The organism is Staphylococcus sp. EG-SA-14 (genome assembly GCF_017151935.1).
Lineage (GTDB): Bacteria > Bacillota > Bacilli > Staphylococcales > Staphylococcaceae > Staphylococcus > Staphylococcus aureus.
Genome location: NZ_JACVZM010000002.1, coordinates 144,074 through 161,826, shown reverse-complemented (window position 1 = coordinate 161,826; position 17,753 = coordinate 144,074). Strand labels below are relative to the sequence as shown.

General features: G+C 32.7%; 18 protein-coding genes and 1 tRNA gene. 17 read left to right on the top strand and 2 right to left on the bottom strand.

What is annotated here, in order from left to right:
- Positions 1-29 precede the first annotated feature (29 nt).
- Positions 30-218, top strand: coding sequence for a hypothetical protein (locus tag IDG63_RS03000; protein ID WP_001245802.1), 189 nt, complete (start codon positions 30-32; stop codon positions 216-218).
- A 468-nt stretch (positions 219-686) separates the two neighbouring features.
- Here the strand turns inward: IDG63_RS03000 and IDG63_RS02995 are convergent.
- Positions 687-760, bottom strand: a tRNA-Arg gene (locus tag IDG63_RS02995).
- A 363-nt stretch (positions 761-1,123) separates the two neighbouring features.
- Here IDG63_RS02995 and IDG63_RS02990 point away from each other — a divergent pair.
- The 3 genes from IDG63_RS02990 (at position 1,124) to IDG63_RS02980 (ending at position 2,268) form a co-directional block, all read left to right on the top strand.
- Positions 1,124-1,258: a beta-class phenol-soluble modulin gene (locus IDG63_RS02990; protein WP_000398672.1), complete on the top strand. Its 135-nt coding sequence runs from the start codon at positions 1,124-1,126 to the stop codon at positions 1,256-1,258.
- Positions 1,259-1,314: 56 nt separating this feature from the next.
- A complete protein-coding gene (locus tag IDG63_RS02985) occupies positions 1,315-1,449 on the top strand; it encodes a beta-class phenol-soluble modulin (protein ID WP_000147103.1) in 135 nt (44 codons plus the stop codon).
- Between the two features lie 123 nt (positions 1,450-1,572).
- The gene (locus tag IDG63_RS02980) at positions 1,573-2,268 is read left to right on the top strand and encodes a YjjG family noncanonical pyrimidine nucleotidase (RefSeq protein WP_072419674.1); all 696 of its coding nucleotides are present in this window, start codon (positions 1,573-1,575) and stop codon (positions 2,266-2,268) included.
- Positions 2,269-2,376: 108 nt separating this feature from the next.
- On the opposite strand, the gene IDG63_RS02975 is transcribed toward IDG63_RS02980, so the two are convergent.
- Positions 2,377-2,817 (bottom strand): N-acetyltransferase, encoded by a 441-nt coding sequence (locus IDG63_RS02975; protein WP_001289711.1) that lies wholly within the window; start codon positions 2,815-2,817, stop codon positions 2,377-2,379.
- Positions 2,818-3,011: 194 nt separating this feature from the next.
- On the opposite strand from IDG63_RS02975, the gene bshC reads away from it, so the two are divergent.
- From bshC to IDG63_RS02910, 13 genes are all read left to right on the top strand, one after another.
- Positions 3,012-4,625 carry a bacillithiol biosynthesis cysteine-adding enzyme BshC gene (gene bshC / locus IDG63_RS02970; RefSeq protein WP_000340471.1) on the top strand — a complete coding sequence of 538 codons (1,614 nt, stop codon included), beginning with the start codon at positions 3,012-3,014 and terminating at the stop codon, positions 4,623-4,625.
- Between the two features lie 143 nt (positions 4,626-4,768).
- Positions 4,769-5,200 carry a division/cell wall cluster transcriptional repressor MraZ gene (mraZ, locus tag IDG63_RS02965; protein ID WP_000480800.1) on the top strand — a complete coding sequence of 144 codons (432 nt, stop codon included), beginning with the start codon at positions 4,769-4,771 and terminating at the stop codon, positions 5,198-5,200.
- A gap of 15 nt (positions 5,201-5,215) precedes the next feature.
- Complete coding sequence (rsmH, locus tag IDG63_RS02960) at positions 5,216-6,151, top strand: 16S rRNA (cytosine(1402)-N(4))-methyltransferase RsmH (RefSeq protein WP_000468384.1); 936 nt, start codon at positions 5,216-5,218, stop codon at positions 6,149-6,151.
- Between the two features lie 13 nt (positions 6,152-6,164).
- Positions 6,165-6,566, top strand: a complete 402-nt coding sequence (gene ftsL, locus IDG63_RS02955) for a cell division protein FtsL (RefSeq protein WP_000257598.1) — start codon at positions 6,165-6,167, stop codon at positions 6,564-6,566.
- Positions 6,547-8,781 carry a penicillin-binding protein gene (locus IDG63_RS02950; protein WP_001118663.1) on the top strand — a complete coding sequence of 745 codons (2,235 nt, stop codon included), beginning with the start codon at positions 6,547-6,549 and terminating at the stop codon, positions 8,779-8,781. Before ftsL ends, IDG63_RS02950 begins: the two co-directional genes overlap by 20 nt.
- Before the next feature lie 291 nt (positions 8,782-9,072).
- Positions 9,073-10,038: a phospho-N-acetylmuramoyl-pentapeptide-transferase gene (gene mraY, locus IDG63_RS02945; protein WP_000578458.1), complete on the top strand. Its 966-nt coding sequence runs from the start codon at positions 9,073-9,075 to the stop codon at positions 10,036-10,038.
- Between the two features lies 1 nt (position 10,039).
- Complete coding sequence (gene murD / locus IDG63_RS02940) at positions 10,040-11,389, top strand: UDP-N-acetylmuramoyl-L-alanine--D-glutamate ligase (protein ID WP_000935991.1); 1,350 nt, start codon at positions 10,040-10,042, stop codon at positions 11,387-11,389.
- A gap of 15 nt (positions 11,390-11,404) precedes the next feature.
- Positions 11,405-12,724: a cell division protein FtsQ/DivIB gene (locus IDG63_RS02935; RefSeq protein ID WP_000342179.1), complete on the top strand. Its 1,320-nt coding sequence runs from the start codon at positions 11,405-11,407 to the stop codon at positions 12,722-12,724.
- A 105-nt stretch (positions 12,725-12,829) separates the two neighbouring features.
- Positions 12,830-14,242, top strand: a complete 1,413-nt coding sequence (gene ftsA, locus IDG63_RS02930) for a cell division protein FtsA (RefSeq protein WP_000391036.1) — start codon at positions 12,830-12,832, stop codon at positions 14,240-14,242.
- Between the two features lie 32 nt (positions 14,243-14,274).
- The gene (gene ftsZ, locus IDG63_RS02925; protein WP_000888997.1) at positions 14,275-15,447 is read left to right on the top strand and encodes a cell division protein FtsZ; all 1,173 of its coding nucleotides are present in this window, start codon (positions 14,275-14,277) and stop codon (positions 15,445-15,447) included.
- A gap of 259 nt (positions 15,448-15,706) precedes the next feature.
- Positions 15,707-16,498 (top strand): peptidoglycan editing factor PgeF, encoded by a 792-nt coding sequence (gene pgeF / locus IDG63_RS02920; protein WP_000999338.1) that lies wholly within the window; start codon positions 15,707-15,709, stop codon positions 16,496-16,498.
- A gap of 23 nt (positions 16,499-16,521) precedes the next feature.
- Complete coding sequence (locus IDG63_RS02915) at positions 16,522-17,190, top strand: YggS family pyridoxal phosphate-dependent enzyme (protein ID WP_001548498.1); 669 nt, start codon at positions 16,522-16,524, stop codon at positions 17,188-17,190.
- Complete coding sequence (locus IDG63_RS02910; protein WP_000018608.1) at positions 17,187-17,750, top strand: cell division protein SepF; 564 nt, start codon at positions 17,187-17,189, stop codon at positions 17,748-17,750. Before IDG63_RS02915 ends, IDG63_RS02910 begins: the two co-directional genes overlap by 4 nt.
- The last annotated feature ends 3 nt before the right edge of the window (positions 17,751-17,753 follow it).

Sequence of the window (17,753 nt, the reverse complement as noted above, 5' to 3'; positions counted from 1 at the left end):
GATTGAAGATTTACAAGGGGGTGTACAAAATGAGAAATCAAATTCAAAAACTATTAGACAGTGATTTGAGCAGTTTACATATATCGAAACAAACAGGAGTTCCACAAAGCACAATACACAGAATGAGAAAAAATGAAAGATCATTAGACAATATGTCATTGAAAAACGCTGAACTACTTTATAAATTTGCCAATAGTATATTTAGCAATGAAAATTAAGAAGAATAATTAGTGAATTAAATAATTAAAAAACCACGTCTCGATGGACGTGGTTATTTTTTTTAAATGTATTTAATTATAGGATTTCGGGCCCCTGAAAAGTCCCTAAAATTTTGAATAGTATCAAAATCTATAGGAATAATATAATAATAAAAATCTCTACGCATGCAAATGGCGAGTGTTAAAAATCTTGGTGTAGTGTTGGTGTAGTTCAGGTACAGTATAGATGGAATTTGAGCGCAAAATTACTTAATTAAAAATGTATAAACAAGTGTCAGACGCGTGTCAATTGTGTGTCAAAAAAATCTATAACGAATAAGCATACTTGTTTTTATTACTGTATTTTCGGGGCTTATGCGGGGGACGTTTTGGTGACGCATCATACTATATTACTGAAATTCAAAACAAAAAGAGCCCCGTAATCACGGAACTCTTTTGTTTGGTAATGCGTATAAAAATACCTATAAACGTCCTGGGAGGGATTCGAACCCCCGACCGATGGCTTAGAAGGCCATTGCTCTATCCAGCTGAGCTACCAGGACACGTTTAACAACACAAGAATTATTATATCTAAATGAACTAAAATTAGCAATACCTTGTAAATAAAAAATGTTTATATTTTTCACTATTATAGAGCTATTTATCTAAAAAGGTTCAATAAGACTTAAATACGAATTCAGGCAACTTAATTGTGTTAAATACAGTTTTGAATGCCTAACTGTATTTCTTTTCTCTTTAAAATACAGTTAAGTACATTATAAGATGTTGTGCGGATAAACAAACTAATTGCATCAAATTTATTTTAAAATAACAACAACAAAACGTTAAGCGAATAACATTTCGGTGATTTAAAAGCTACGCACGTTTTTGTTATCTTCAAATTTAAATTTTAAGGAGTGTTTTCAATGGAAGGTTTATTTAACGCAATTAAAGATACCGTAACTGCAGCAATTAATAATGATGGCGCAAAATTAGGCACAAGCATTGTGAGCATCGTTGAAAATGGCGTAGGTTTATTAGGTAAATTATTCGGATTCTAATTTCAATATGTTATGTAAGTAATCAGTATTATTTCAAAGGTGAGGGAGAGATTTAAATGACTGGACTAGCAGAAGCAATCGCAAATACTGTGCAAGCTGCACAACAACATGATAGTGTGAAATTAGGCACAAGTATCGTAGACATCGTTGCTAACGGTGTGGGTTTACTAGGTAAATTATTTGGATTCTAATATAATAACTAATATTCTTTAAAATAAACTGGGTGAGCATACTTTAATGTTATGCACTCAGTTTATTTTATTTGCAGAAATTTGAGCCTCTGTTAAGATTTAGATACATAGACAATATAGGAGATGGGGAAATTGGGATATAAAAATATTTTGATAGACTTTGATGATACAATTGTTGATTTTTATGATGCAGAAGAATGGGCGTTTCACTATATGGCGAATGTTTTTAATCATAAAGCAACAAAGGATGATTTTTTAACATTTAAAAAAATCAATCACCAACATTGGGAAGCTTTTCAACAAAATAAATTAACGAAGTCTGAAGTATTATCAGAACGATTTGTGAATTACTTCAAACATCATCAAATGGAAGTTGATGGGCATCGTGCAGATGTGTTATTTAGAAATGGATTAGCAGAAGCTAAAGTTAAATACTTTGATCAAACATTAGAAACAATTGTCGAATTATCGAAAAGACATGATTTATATATTGTTACTAATGGTGTAACCGAAACGCAAAAGAGAAGGTTAAATCAGACGCCGTTGCATAAATATATTAAAAAGATATTTATATCTGAGGAAACAGGATATCAAAAACCTAATCCGGAATTTTTTAATTATGTTTTTAATGATATTGGTGAGGATGAAAGACAGCACTCGATTATAGTTGGAGATTCTTTAACATCTGACATTCTAGGTGGAATCAATGCGGGTATAGCTACTTGCTGGTTTAATTTTAGAGGATTTGATCATAACCCAGGAATTATACCTGATTATGAAATTAATTCATGGAAACAACTAAATGATATTTTACGTTAAGACAAATAATTTGAAAATGGTTTACTTATATTAGCTTAAGAAAGTAATTGTAAAAAAGACACTACGAAAAGATGCATTTACATGCTCGTAGTGTCGAATATTATTATCTTATGGTTTCCACAATAAGACATCATGTCCCTCTATATTTTTAGCTTCCACATCTGTAAATCCATGATGTAAAAAGAAATCCTTAGAATCATTTCTGCCAATGGCTTTAATTGGCATATTGAAACTCTTTGCAAAATCAATCAATTCTGAAGCGTACCCTCTGTTTTGATATTTTGGTAATACTTCTAACTTCCATAATAATATATAATCTTCAAAATCTGGGAAGTAGATTTCTTCGACATCACCTTTTTTTAGTAATGCCATTCTAGCTCCTAATTGATCTCCGACAAATATGCCATAAAATGGTGAATCTGAACTTGCATCAATCATTTGACCGTTTAACTCATTGACCATGTATAAGTCTTTGTTGCCAAACGCTCTAAAGTTTTCGAATAATTCGTCAGTTTTGTAATTAATTTCAAGACGTTTGATTTCACTCATATTTATCTACCCCTTATTTGTTTACTACTATTATTATACATTAAACCACTTGTGTTTTTCATTGATTTGAAAATGTAAAACAATGAATATTATAAATTTTCCATGATTAAATTGATTTTCAAGCCGTAAAATTGTCAATCACCGGTATAGACTTTATACTATAGTTTGTAATCGCGTACTTAAGGAGAAAAAACATGGACTGTAAAGTAGTTAGTTTAAATGAAAAAGATCAGTTTATACCAAAAATAAAGAGCAGTGACCCTGTAATAACAGGATTATTTCAATATGATGCAGCTCAACAAACTAGTTTTGAAAAAAGGATGTCTAAAGAAAATAATGGAAGAGAAGCGGCATTAGCGAATGTTATTCGTGAATATATGAGTGATTTAAAGCTTTCTAGTGAACAAGAATTAAACATACAACATTTAGCTAATGGTTCAAAAGTTGTGATTGGTGGACAACAAGCAGGGCTTTTCGGGGGACCATTGTATACATTCCATAAAATATTTTCAATCATTACTTTATCTAAGGAATTAACGGATACACATAAGCAACAAGTAGTACCAGTTTTTTGGATTGCAGGAGAAGATCATGATTTCGATGAAGTGAATCATACATTTGTTTATAACGAAAATCATGGGGCGCTGCATAAGGTTAAATATCATACAATGGAGATGCCAGAGACGACTGTCTCTAGATATTATCCTGATAAGGCTGAGTTGAAACAAACTTTAAAAACGATGTTCATTCATATGAAAGAAACTGTTCATACACAAGGTCTACTGGAGATTTGTGACAGAATTATTGACCAATATGACTCGTGGACTGATATGTTTAAAGCACTACTGCATGAAACATTTAAAGCATATGGCGTTCTATTTATAGATGCGCAGTTTGAGCCGTTAAGAAAAATGGAAGCGCCTATGTTTAAAAAGATTTTGAAAAAACATCAGTTGCTTGATGATGCTTTTAGAGCAACACAACAACGTACTCAAAATCAAGGCTTGAATGCGATGATACAAACAGATACAAATGTTCATTTATTCTTACATGATGAAAATATGCGTCAATTAGTTTCGTATGATGGTAAGCATTTTAAATTAAATAAAACAGATAAGACATATATAAAGGAAGAAATTATAAATATTGCGGAAAATCAACCTGAATTATTTTCTAATAATGTAGTGACAAGACCATTAATGGAAGAATGGTTATTTAACACGGTGGCATTTGTTGGAGGACCGAGTGAAATTAAGTACTGGGCTGAACTAAAAGATGTATTTGAACTATTTGATGTTGAAATGCCTATCGTGATGCCAAGGCTTAGAATTACTTATTTAAATGACCGTATTGAAAAATTACTTTCGAAATACAATATTCCATTAGAAAAAGTGTTAGTCGATGGTGTTGAAGGAGAAAGAAGTGAGTTTATTAGAGAACAAGCATCACATCAATTTATTGAAAAGGTAGAAGGTATGATTGAACAACAACGTCGTCTAAACCAAGACTTATTAGATGAAGTGGCGGGGAATCAAAATAATATTAACCTTGTGAATAAAAATAATGAAATTCATATACAACAGTATGATTATTTGTTAAAACGTTATCTTTTAAACATTGAAAGAGAAAACGACATCAGTATGAAGCAATTTAGAGAAATTCAAGAAACACTCCATCCAATGGGAGGATTACAAGAAAGAATATGGAATCCACTTCAAATTTTGAATGATTTTGGGACAGATGTGTTCAAGCCCTCCACCTATCCACCACTTTCTTACACTTTTGATCATATTATTATAAAACCTTAATATACCAAGGGTTTAGCCCGATTTATCTTAATGATAAATCGGGCATTTTTTTGTTTTTTAAAATAAATTTCACAAATTTTGTATAAATAGTGGTGGATAGTGGGGAGATGTGGTAAATTATATATAAGGTGAGGTGATAAAAAATGTTCATGGGAGAATACGATCATCAATTAGATACAAAAGGACGTATGATTATACCGTCCAAGTTTCGTTATGACTTAAATGAGCGTTTTATTATCACAAGAGGCCTTGATAAATGTTTATTCGGTTACACTCTAGACGAATGGCAACAGATTGAAGAGAAAATGAAAACCTTACCTATGACAAAAAAAGACGCACGTAAGTTTATGCGTATGTTCTTCTCTGGTGCTGTTGAAGTAGAACTTGATAAGCAAGGGCGTATTAACATCCCTCAAAACTTGAGGAAATACGCTAATTTAACTAAAGAATGTACAGTAATCGGTGTTTCAAATCGTATTGAGATTTGGGATAGAGAAACTTGGAATGATTTCTATGAAGAATCTGAAGAAAGTTTCGAAGATATTGCTGAAGATTTAATAGATTTTGATTTTTAAAATGGAGGAATTGAAGTGTTTCATCATATCAGCGTTATGTTAAACGAAACCATTGATTATTTAAATGTAAAAGAAAATGGTGTGTACATTGACTGTACGCTAGGTGGAGCGGGACATGCCCTTTATTTACTAAATCAATTAAATGACGACGGAAGATTAATAGCAATCGATCAAGACCAAACTGCAATTGATAATGCTAAAGAGGTATTAAAGGATCATTTGCATAAGGTGACTTTTGTTCATAGCAACTTCCGTGAATTAACTCAAATATTAAAAGACTTAAACATTGAAAAAGTAGATGGAATTTATTACGACTTGGGTGTTTCAAGTCCCCAACTCGACATTCCAGAACGAGGATTCAGTTATCACCATGACGCAACATTAGACATGCGTATGGACCAAACACAAGAACTAACAGCATATGAAATTGTTAACAATTGGTCATATGAAGCGTTAGTGAAGATTTTTTATCGCTATGGCGAGGAGAAATTTTCAAAACAGATAGCTCGAAGAATCGAAGCACATCGCGAACAACAACCAATAACAACAACATTAGAATTAGTTGACATTATAAAAGAAGGTATTCCTGCAAAAGCAAGAAGAAAAGGCGGACATCCTGCAAAACGAGTATTTCAAGCACTACGAATTGCAGTAAACGATGAATTGTCAGCTTTTGAAGATTCAATAGAACAAGCGATTGAATTAGTGAAAGTAGACGGCAGGATTTCGGTAATCACTTTCCATTCTTTAGAAGATCGTTTATGTAAACAGGTGTTCCAAGAATATGAAAAAGGTCCAGAGGTACCAAGAGGATTGCCAGTTATACCAGAAGCATATACACCTAAGTTAAAACGTGTTAATCGTAAACCGATTACCGCTACAGAAGAAGATTTAGATGACAATAACAGAGCACGAAGCGCGAAATTACGTGTAGCTGAAATACTTAAATAAGGAGCAATTTATAATGGCTGTAGAAAAAGTGTACCAACCATATGACGAACAAGTTTATAATAGTATACCGAAGCAACAACCACAAACTAAGCCCGAAAAGAAGACTGTTTCGAGAAAAGTGGTTGTACAATTAACTAAATTTGAAAAAGTTTTATACATAACTTTGATTACTGTAATTGCTATGTTAAGTATTTATATGCTATCTTTAAAAATGGATGCGTATGATACGCGAGGAAAGATTGCAGATTTAGATTATAAAATAGATAAACAATCAAGTGAAAACAGTGCTTTACAATCTGAAATCAAAAAGAATTCTTCTTATGAACGCATATACGAAAAGGCTAAGAAACAGGGGATGAGCCTTGAGAACGATAATGTAAAGGTAGTGCGTAGTAATGGCGAAGCAAAAAATTAAAATTAAAAAAAATAAAATAGGGGCAGTCCTACTTGTTGGTTTATTCGGACTGCTCTTTTTTATATTGGTTTTAAGAATTTCATATATCATGATTACTGGACATTCTAATGGTCAAGATTTAGTCATGAAGGCAAATGAAAAGTATTTAGTTAAGAATGCACAACAACCAGAACGAGGAAAGATATATGATCGTAATGGTAAAGTGCTAGCAGAAGATGTAGAAAGATATAAACTTGTTGCAGTAATAGATAAAAAGGCGAGTGCCAATTCTAAAAAACCTAGGCATGTAGTTGATAAAAAAGAGACTGCAAAGAAATTATCTACAGTCATTAATATGAAGCCAGAGGAAATTGAAAAGAGACTTAGTCAAAAGAAAGCTTTCCAAATTGAATTTGGACGCAAAGGAACAAATTTAACGTATCAGGACAAATTGAAAATAGAGAAAATGAATTTGCCTGGTATTTCTTTATTGCCTGAAACAGAACGCTTTTATCCAAATGGCAATTTTGCATCACACTTAATTGGTAGAGCTCAGAAAAATCCGGATACTGGTGAACTTAAAGGTGCACTTGGAGTTGAAAAGATTTTTGATAGTTATTTAAGTGGATCTAAAGGATCATTGAGATATATTCATGATATTTGGGGATATATCGCACCAAATACTAAAAAAGAGAAGCAGCCTAAACGTGGTGATGATGTCCATTTAACAATCGATTCAAATATTCAAGTATTTGTTGAAGAAGCTTTAGATGGCATGGTTGAAAGATACCAGCCGAAAGATTTATTTGCGGTTGTCATGGATGCCAAAACTGGAGAAATTTTAGCATACAGTCAGCGACCAACATTTAATCCTGAAACTGGTAAAGACTTTGGTAAAAAGTGGGCAAATGACCTTTATCAAAACACATACGAGCCTGGATCAACATTTAAATCATATGGGTTAGCAGCTGCTATTCAAGAAGGTGCTTTTGATCCTGATAAGAAATATAAATCTGGACATAGAGATATTATGGGTTCACGTATTTCAGACTGGAATAGAGTCGGTTGGGGTGAAATCCCAATGTCACTCGGATTTACTTATTCATCTAATACATTGATGATGCATTTACAAGATTTAGTTGGTGCAGACAAAATGAAATCTTGGTATGAACGATTTGGATTTGGAAAATCAACTAAAGGTATGTTTGATGGAGAAGCACCTGGTCAAATTGGATGGAGTAATGAGTTGCAACAAAAAACGTCATCATTTGGTCAATCGACAACAGTAACACCTGTTCAAATGTTACAAGCGCAATCAGCGTTCTTTAATGATGGTAATATGTTAAAACCATGGTTTGTGAATAGCGTTGAAAATCCTGTTAGTAAAAGACAATTTTATAAAGGTCAAAAACAAATCGCAGGCAAACCAATAACAAAAGATACTGCTGAAAAAGTTGAAAAGCAATTGGATTTAGTTGTGAATAGTAAGAAGAGTCACGCTGCAAACTATCGTATTGATGGTTATGAGGTCGAAGGTAAGACTGGTACAGCACAAGTCGCTGCACCTAATGGTGGTGGATACGTTAAAGGTCCAAACCCATATTTTGTAAGTTTTATGGGTGACGCACCGAAGAAAAATCCTAAAGTTATTGTATACGCTGGTATGAGCTTGGCACAAAAAAATGACCAAGAAGCTTATGAATTAGGTGTTAGTAAAGCGTTTAAACCAATAATGGAAAATACTTTGAAATATTTAAATGTAGGTAAATCAAAAGATGACACATCTAATGCAGAGTATAGTAAAGTGCCAGATGTTGAAGGTCAAGACAAACAAAAAGCTATTGATAATGTGAGTGCAAAATCATTAGAACCAGTTACTATTGGTTCTGGCACACAAATAAAAGCACAATCTATAAAAGCAGGGAATAAAGTCTTACCTCATAGTAAAGTACTGTTATTAACAGATGGAGACTTAACTATGCCTGACATGTCAGGATGGACGAAAGAAGATGTTATTGCTTTTGAAAACCTAACAAATATTAAAGTAAATTTAAAAGGTAGCGGTTTTGTGTCCCACCAATCAATTAGTAAGGGACAAAAACTTACTGAAAAAGATAAAATAGACGTAGAATTTTCATCAGAGAATGTAGACAGCAATTCGACGAATAATTCTGATTCAAATTCAGATGATAAGAAGAAATCTGACAGTAAAACTGACAAGGATAAGTCGGACTAACAAGAATGGCTACATTAAATAAGGATGTATTATCACTATTTGTTTTTACTAAAGTAATGCTGTGATAGAAAACAACATCTTCATTTAATCTTTATAAATAAGTGTTGATAGAGAATTTTAAGGTAGACGAGGTCAGATTAACTTGTTTGTTATAGGCAAACTTTTTATACTGGCCTCTTATGCCGTAAAAAAGAAAAATTATAAATTTTGATTACAACTTTGTTTATTTAATTGAAAAATTGATAATATATTAGTGGTTAAAAAAGTCTGGATTAAGAAGAGGAGATAGTTATGATTTTTGTATATGCGTTATTAGCGCTAGTGATTACATTTGTTTTGGTACCTGTTTTAATACCTACATTAAAAAGGATGAAATTTGGTCAAAGTATTCGAGAAGAAGGTCCACAAAGCCATATGAAGAAGACTGGTACACCAACGATGGGTGGACTAACATTTCTATTAAGTATTGTGATAACGTCTTTGGTGGCTATTATATTTGTAGATCAAGCTAATCCAATCATACTGTTATTATTTGTGACGATTGGTTTTGGGTTAATTGGTTTTATAGATGATTATATTATTGTTGTTAAAAAGAATAACCAAGGTTTAACAAGTAAACAAAAGTTTTTGGCGCAAATTGGTATTGCGATTATTTTCTTTGTTTTAAGTAATGTGTTTCATTTGGTGAATTTTTCTACGAGCATACATATTCCATTTACGAATGTAGCAATCCCACTATCATTTGCATATGTTATTTTCATTGTTTTTTGGCAAGTAGGTTTTTCTAATGCGGTAAATTTAACAGATGGTTTAGATGGATTAGCAACTGGACTGTCAATTATCGGATTTACAATGTATGCCATCATGAGCTTTGTGTTAGGAGAAACGGCAATTGGTATTTTCTGTATCATTATGTTGTTTGCACTTTTAGGATTTTTACCATATAACATTAACCCTGCTAAAGTGTTTATGGGAGATACAGGTAGCTTAGCTTTAGGTGGTATATTTGCTACGATTTCAATCATGCTTAATCAGGAATTATCATTAATTTTTATAGGTTTAGTATTCGTAATTGAAACATTATCTGTTATGTTACAAGTCGCTAGCTTTAAATTGACTGGAAAGCGTATATTTAAAATGAGTCCGATTCATCATCATTTTGAATTGATAGGATGGAGCGAATGGAAAGTAGTTACAGTATTTTGGGCTGTTGGTCTGATTTCAGGTTTAATCGGTTTATGGATTGGAGTGCATTAAGATGCTTAATTATACAGGGTTAGAAAATAAAAATGTATTAGTTGTCGGTTTGGCAAAAAGTGGTTATGAAGCAGCTAAATTATTAAGTAAATTAGGTGCGAATGTAACTGTCAATGATGGAAAAGACTTATCACAAGATGCTCATGCAAAAGATTTAGAATCTATGGGCATTTCTGTTGTAAGTGGAAGTCATCCATTAACATTGCTTGATAATAATCCGATAATTGTTAAAAATCCTGGAATACCTTATACAGTATCTATTATTGATGAAGCAGTGAAACGAGGTTTGAAAATTTTAACAGAAGTTGAGTTAAGTTATCTAATCTCTGAAGCACCAATCATAGCTGTAACGGGTACAAATGGTAAAACGACAGTTACTTCTCTAATTGGAGATATGTTTAAAAAAAGTCGCTTAACTGGAAGATTATCCGGCAATATTGGTTATGTTGCATCTAAAGTAGCACAAGAAGTAAAGCCTACAGATTATTTAGTTACAGAGTTGTCGTCATTCCAGTTACTTGGAATCGAAAAGTATAAACCACACATTGCTATAATTACTAACATTTATTCGGCGCATCTAGATTACCATGAAAATTTAGAAAACTATCAAAATGCTAAAAAGCAAATATATAAAAATCAAACGGAAGAAGATTATTTGATTTGTAATTATCATCAAAGACAAGTGATAGAGTCGGAAGAATTAAAAGCTAAGACATTGTATTTCTCAACTCAACAAGAAGTTGATGGTATTTATATTAAAGATGGTTTTATCGTTTATAAAGGTGTTCGTATTATTAACACTGAAGATCTAGTATTGCCTGGTGAACATAATTTAGAAAATATATTAGCAGCTGTGCTTGCTTGTATTTTAGCTGGTGTACCTATTAAAGCAATTATTGATAGTTTAACTACATTTTCAGGAATAGAGCATAGATTGCAATATGTTGGTACTAATAGAACTAATAAATATTATAATGATTCCAAAGCAACAAACACGCTAGCAACACAGTTTGCCTTAAATTCATTTAATCAACCAATCATTTGGTTATGTGGTGGTTTGGATCGAGGTAATGAATTTGACGAACTCATTCCTTATATGGAAAATGTTCGCGCGATGGTTGTATTCGGACAAACGAAAGCTAAGTTTGCTAAACTAGGTAATAGTCAAGGGAAATCGGTCATTGAAGCGAACAATGTCGAAGACGCTGTTGATAAAGTACAAGATATTATAGAACCCAATGATGTTGTATTATTGTCACCTGCTTGTGCGAGTTGGGATCAATATAGTACTTTTGAAGAGCGTGGAGAGAAATTTATTGAAAGATTCCGTGCCCATTTACCATCTTATTAAAGGGTGTGAGTATTGATGGATGATAAAACGAAGAACGATCAACAAGAATCAAATGAAGATAAAGATGAATTAGAATTATTTACGAGGAATACATCTAAGAAAAGACGGCAAAGAAAAAGATCAAAGGCTACACATTTTTCTAATCAAAATAAAGATGATACATCTCAACAAGCTGATTTTGATGAAGAAATTTACTTGATAAATAAAGACTTCAAAAAAGAAGAAAGCAATGATGAAAATAATGATTCTGCTTCTAGTCATGCGAATAATAATAATATCGATGATTCTACAGACTCTAATATTGAAAATGAGGATTATAGATATAATCAAGAAATTGACGACCAAAATGAATCGAATGGAATTGCATTCGACAACGAACAACCTCAATCAGCTCCTAAAGAACAAAATAGCGACTCGAATGATGAGGAAACAGTAACGAAAAAAGAACGAAAAAGTAAAGTAACACAATTAAAGCCATTAACACTTGAAGAAAAGCGGAAGTTAAGACGTAAGCGACAAAAACGAATCCAATACAGTGTTATTACAATATTGGTATTGTTGATTGCTGTTATATTAATTTACATGTTTTCACCACTTAGTAAAATTGCGCATGTAAATATAAATGGAAATAATCACGTTAGTACTTCAAAGATAAACAAAGTTTTAGGTGTTAAAAATGATTCAAGGATGTATACGTTTAGTAAAAAAAATGCTATTAATGATCTCGAAGAGGATCCATTAATCAAAAGTGTTGAGATACACAAGCAATTACCAAACACATTAAACGTAGATATCACAGAAAATGAAATTATTGCTTTAGTGAAATATAAAGGTAAATATTTACCTTTATTAGAAAATGGTAAATTGCTTAAAGGTTCAAATGATGTCAAAATTAATGATGCACCTGTCATGGATGGTTTCAAAGGTACAAAAGAAGATGATATGATTAAGGCGTTATCTGAAATGACACCTGAAGTTAGACGATATATTGCCGAAGTGTCATACGCCCCAAGTAAAAACAAACAAAGCAGAATTGAATTGTTTACGACGGATGGACTTCAAGTAATCGGTGATATTTCGACGATATCTAAGAAAATGAAATATTATCCGCAGATGTCACAATCATTATCAAGGGATAGTTCGGGTAAACTAAAAACACGAGGCTATATTGATTTATCAGTCGGTGCTTCATTTATCCCATACCGTGGAAACACGTCTAGTCAATCAGAAAGCGATAAAAATGTGACTAAATCATCTCAAGAGGAAAATCAAGCAAAAGAAGAATTACAAAGCGTTTTAAACAAAATTAACAAACAATCAAGTAAGAATAATTAAAAAATTTTGATATTGTCTATGTTTATAGTTCACAAGCCATTCAACGTATTGTAAACTAAGGATAGTGTATTTTTTTAATAGTAATTTGTCAGGAGGTGCCTATCTATGGAAGAACATTACTACGTAAGTATTGATATTGGATCATCAAGCGTAAAAACAATAGTAGGCGAGAAATTTCACAATGGTATAAATGTGATAGGTACAGGACAAACCTACACGAGCGGTATAAAAAATGGTTTAATTGATGATTTTGATATTGCGCGACAAGCAATCAAAGACACAATTAAAAAGGCATCAATCGCTTCGGGTGTTGATATTAAAGAAGTTTTCCTGAAATTACCTATCATTGGAACGGAAGTTTATGATGAATCAAATGAAATCGACTTTTATGAGGATACAGAAATCAACGGTTCACATATCGAAAAAGTATTAGAAGGTATTAGAGAAAAAAATGATGTGCAAGAAACAGAAGTAATTAATGTGTTCCCGATTCGTTTTATAGTCGATAAAGAAAATGAGGTTTCAGACCCTAAAGAATTAATTGCCAGACATTCATTAAAGGTTGAAGCAGGCGTAATTGCTATTCAAAAATCGATTTTAATTAATATGATTAAATGCGTAGAAGCATGTGGTGTTGATGTATTAGATGTTTACTCTGATGCATATAACTATGGTTCAATCCTAACAGCTACTGAAAAAGAGTTAGGTGCATGTGTCATTGATATTGGTGAAGACGTTACGCAAGTTGCTTTTTATGAACGCGGTGAATTAGTAGATGCTGATTCTATCGAAATGGCAGGGCGTGATATTACAGACGATATTGCACAAGGATTAAACACTTCTTATGAAACTGCTGAAAAAGTTAAACACCAATATGGTCATGCATTCTATGATTCTGCTACAGATCAAGATATCTTCACTGTTGAACAGGTTGATAGTGATGAAACAGTACAGTATACTCAAAAAGATTTGAGTGACTTTATTGAAGCGCGTGTAGAAGAAATATTCTTCGAAGTATTTGATGTTTTACAAGATTTAGGATTAACAAAAGTAAATGGTGGGTTTATTGTAACTGGTGGATCTGCAAACTTACTTGGCGTAAAAGAATTATTATCAGATATGGTAAGTGAAAAAGTTAGAATTCACACGCCATCACAAATGGGAATTAGAAAACCTGAATTTTCTTCAGCAATTTCTACAATTTCTAGTAGTATCGCTTTTGATGAGTTATTAGATTATGTTACAATTAATTATCATGATAATGAAGAAACTGAAGAAGATGTTATTGATGTGAAAGACAAAGATAACGAATCTAAATTAGGCGGATTTGATTGGTTTAAACGTAAAACAAACAAAAAAGATACTCATGAAAATGAAGTAGAGTCAACAGATGAAGAAATTTATCAATCAGAAGATAATCATCAGGAACATAAACAGAATCATGAACATGTTCAAGACAAAGATAAAGATAAAGAAGAAAGTAAATTCAAAAAACTAATGAAATCTCTATTTGAATGATTATTGGCCAATAAAACTAGGAGGAAATTTAAATGTTAGAATTTGAACAAGGATTTAATCATTTAGCGACTTTAAAGGTCATTGGTGTAGGTGGTGGCGGTAACAACGCCGTAAACCGAATGATTGACCACGGAATGAATAATGTTGAATTTATCGCTATCAACACAGACGGTCAAGCTTTAAACTTATCTAAAGCTGAATCTAAAATCCAAATCGGTGAAAAATTAACACGTGGTTTAGGAGCAGGAGCTAATCCTGAAATCGGTAAAAAAGCTGCAGAGGAATCTCGTGAACAAATTGAAGATGCAATCCAAGGTGCAGACATGGTATTTGTTACTTCTGGTATGGGTGGCGGAACTGGTACTGGTGCAGCACCAGTCGTTGCTAAAATTGCAAAAGAAATGGGCGCATTAACTGTTGGTGTTGTAACTCGTCCATTTAGTTTTGAAGGACGTAAACGTCAAACTCAAGCTGCTGCTGGAGTAGAAGCTATGAAAGCTGCAGTAGATACATTAATCGTTATACCAAATGACCGTTTATTAGATATCGTTGACAAATCTACGCCAATGATGGAAGCATTTAAAGAAGCTGACAACGTGTTACGCCAAGGTGTACAAGGTATTTCAGACTTAATCGCTGTTTCTGGTGAAGTAAACTTAGACTTTGCAGACGTTAAGACAATTATGTCTAACCAAGGTTCTGCATTAATGGGTATTGGTGTTTCTTCTGGTGAAAATAGAGCGGTAGAAGCTGCTAAAAAAGCAATCTCTTCTCCATTACTTGAAACATCTATCGTTGGTGCACAAGGTGTGCTTATGAATATTACTGGTGGCGAGTCATTGTCATTATTTGAAGCACAAGAGGCTGCTGATATTGTCCAAGATGCTGCAGATGAAGACGTTAATATGATTTTCGGTACAGTTATTAATCCTGAATTACAAGATGAGATTGTTGTAACAGTTATTGCAACTGGTTTTGATGACAAACCAACATCACATGGTCGTAAATCTGGTAGCACTGGATTCGGAACAAGCGTAAATACTTCTAGCAATGCAACTTCTAAAGATGAATCATTCACTTCAAATTCATCAAATGCACAAGCAACTGATAGTGTAAGTGAAAGAACACATACAACTAAAGAAGATGATATTCCTAGCTTCATTAGAAATAGAGAAGAAAGACGTTCAAGAAGAACAAGACGTTAATCGGTTAATATATATACACAAATAATTCAACACAAATCATCAGATAACATATCTGATGATTTTTTTACTAATTTTTAGAACATGTAGAAGGACATTTAAGTTTTTCAAAGTTATTAAAAGTGTTTAAGTATCGTGTGAAAATTAAGTCAAAAATTATTTGCGCAACATTTTAACTTTAAACATAAATGTTATATTATATAATTATTAACTTTGTACAGTTAGACGAAGATAATTTAAATGAAATGATGGTGACGATCGAGTGAATGATAATTTTAAAAAGCAACCGCATCATTTAATATATGAAGAGTTATTACAACAAGGTATTACTCTAGGTATTACAACTAGAGGAGATGGTTTAAGTGACTATCCTAAAAATGCTTTTAATATGGCGAGATATATTGATGATCGCCCATATAATATTACTCAACATCAATTGCAATTAGCTGAAGAAATTGCGTTTGATAGAAAAAATTGGGTGTTTCCCATTCAAACACATGAAAATAAAGTCGCTTGTATTACAAAGGATGATATAGGCACAAATATAGACACTTTAACTGATGCGCTTCATGGTATTGATGCGATGTACACATATGATAGTAATGTCTTATTAACGATGTGTTATGCAGACTGTGTACCAGTATATTTTTATAGTACAAAACATCATTTTATTGCATTGGCGCATGCAGGTTGGCGTGGTACCTATACTGAAATTGTAAAAGAAGTGCTAAAACATGTGAACTTTGATTTGAAAGACTTACATGTCGTTATTGGACCATCTACATCATCAAGTTATGAAATTAATGATGATATTAAAAATAAATTTGAAACATTGCCAATTGATAGTGCCAACTATATTGAAACTAGAGGACGAGATCGTCATGGTATTGATTTGAAAAAAGCCAATGCTGCATTATTAATTTATTATGGTGTTCCTAAAGAAAATATTTATACGACAGCGTATGCTACATCTGAACATTTAGAATTATTTTTCTCTTATCGATTAGAAAAAGGTCAAACAGGACGCATGTTAGCATTCATTGGTCAACAGTAAACAAGGAGGAGATATGTTTGCGTGTGAAAGATAATTTACAACAAATCTCAACACAAATTAATGACAAAAGTGAAAAAAATAATTTTTCAACAAAACCAAACGTGATTGCAGTTACAAAATATGTTACAATAGAGCGAGCTAAAGAAGCGTATGAGGCTGGAATAAGACATTTTGGTGAGAATAGATTGGAAGGCTTTTTTCAAAAGAAAGAAGCATTACCATCAGATGCGGTGATCCATTTTATAGGATCATTACAATCTCGAAAAGTTAAGGACGTTATAAACGACGTAGATTATTTCCATGCTTTAGATCGATTGAGCTTAGCCAAAGAAATTAACAAACGTGCAGAACATAAAATTAAATGTTTCTTGCAAGTGAACGTTTCGGGAGAAGCTTCTAAACATGGTATTGCTTTAGAAGATGTTGATCAGTTTATAGATGATCTTAAAAAATATGACAAAATCGAAATTGTAGGTTTAATGACGATGGCACCATTGACAGATGATGAAGCATATATTAGATCGTTATTTAAACAGTTACGTTTGAAAAAAGAAGAAATACAACGACTCAATTTAGAATATGCGCCTTGTGATGAATTATCAATGGGAATGAGTAATGACTATCTTATTGCAGTTGAAGAAGGTGCGACGTTTGTTAGAATTGGGACTAAACTTGTAGGAGAAGAGGAGTGAGCCACTTGGCTTTAAAAGATTTATTTAGTGGATTTTTTGTAATAGATGATGAAGAGGAAGTAGAAGTACCTGACAAACAACAACAGGTAAATGAAGCGCCAGCAAAAGAGCAGTCACAACAAACAACAAAACAAAACGCAATCAAATCAGTCCCTCAAAAATCTGCATCAAGATATACAACAACGTCAGAAGAAAGGAATAACCGTATGTCTAATTATTCAAAAAATAATTCACGTAATGTTGTAACTATGAACAATGCTACACCAAACAATGCATCACAAGAAAGTTCAAAAATGTGTTTATTCGAACCACGTGTTTTTTCAGATACACAAGATATTGCTGATGAGCTTAAAAACCGCCGTGCGACACTTGTCAATTTACAACGTATTGATAAAGTATCAGCGAAAAGAATTATTGATTTTTTAAGCGGTACTGTTTATGCAATCGGTGGAGATATCCAACGTGTAGGTACTGATATTTTCTTATGTACGCCTGATAATGTGGAAGTAGCTGGAAGCATTACAGACCATATTGAAAATATGGAACATTCATTCGACTAAGGA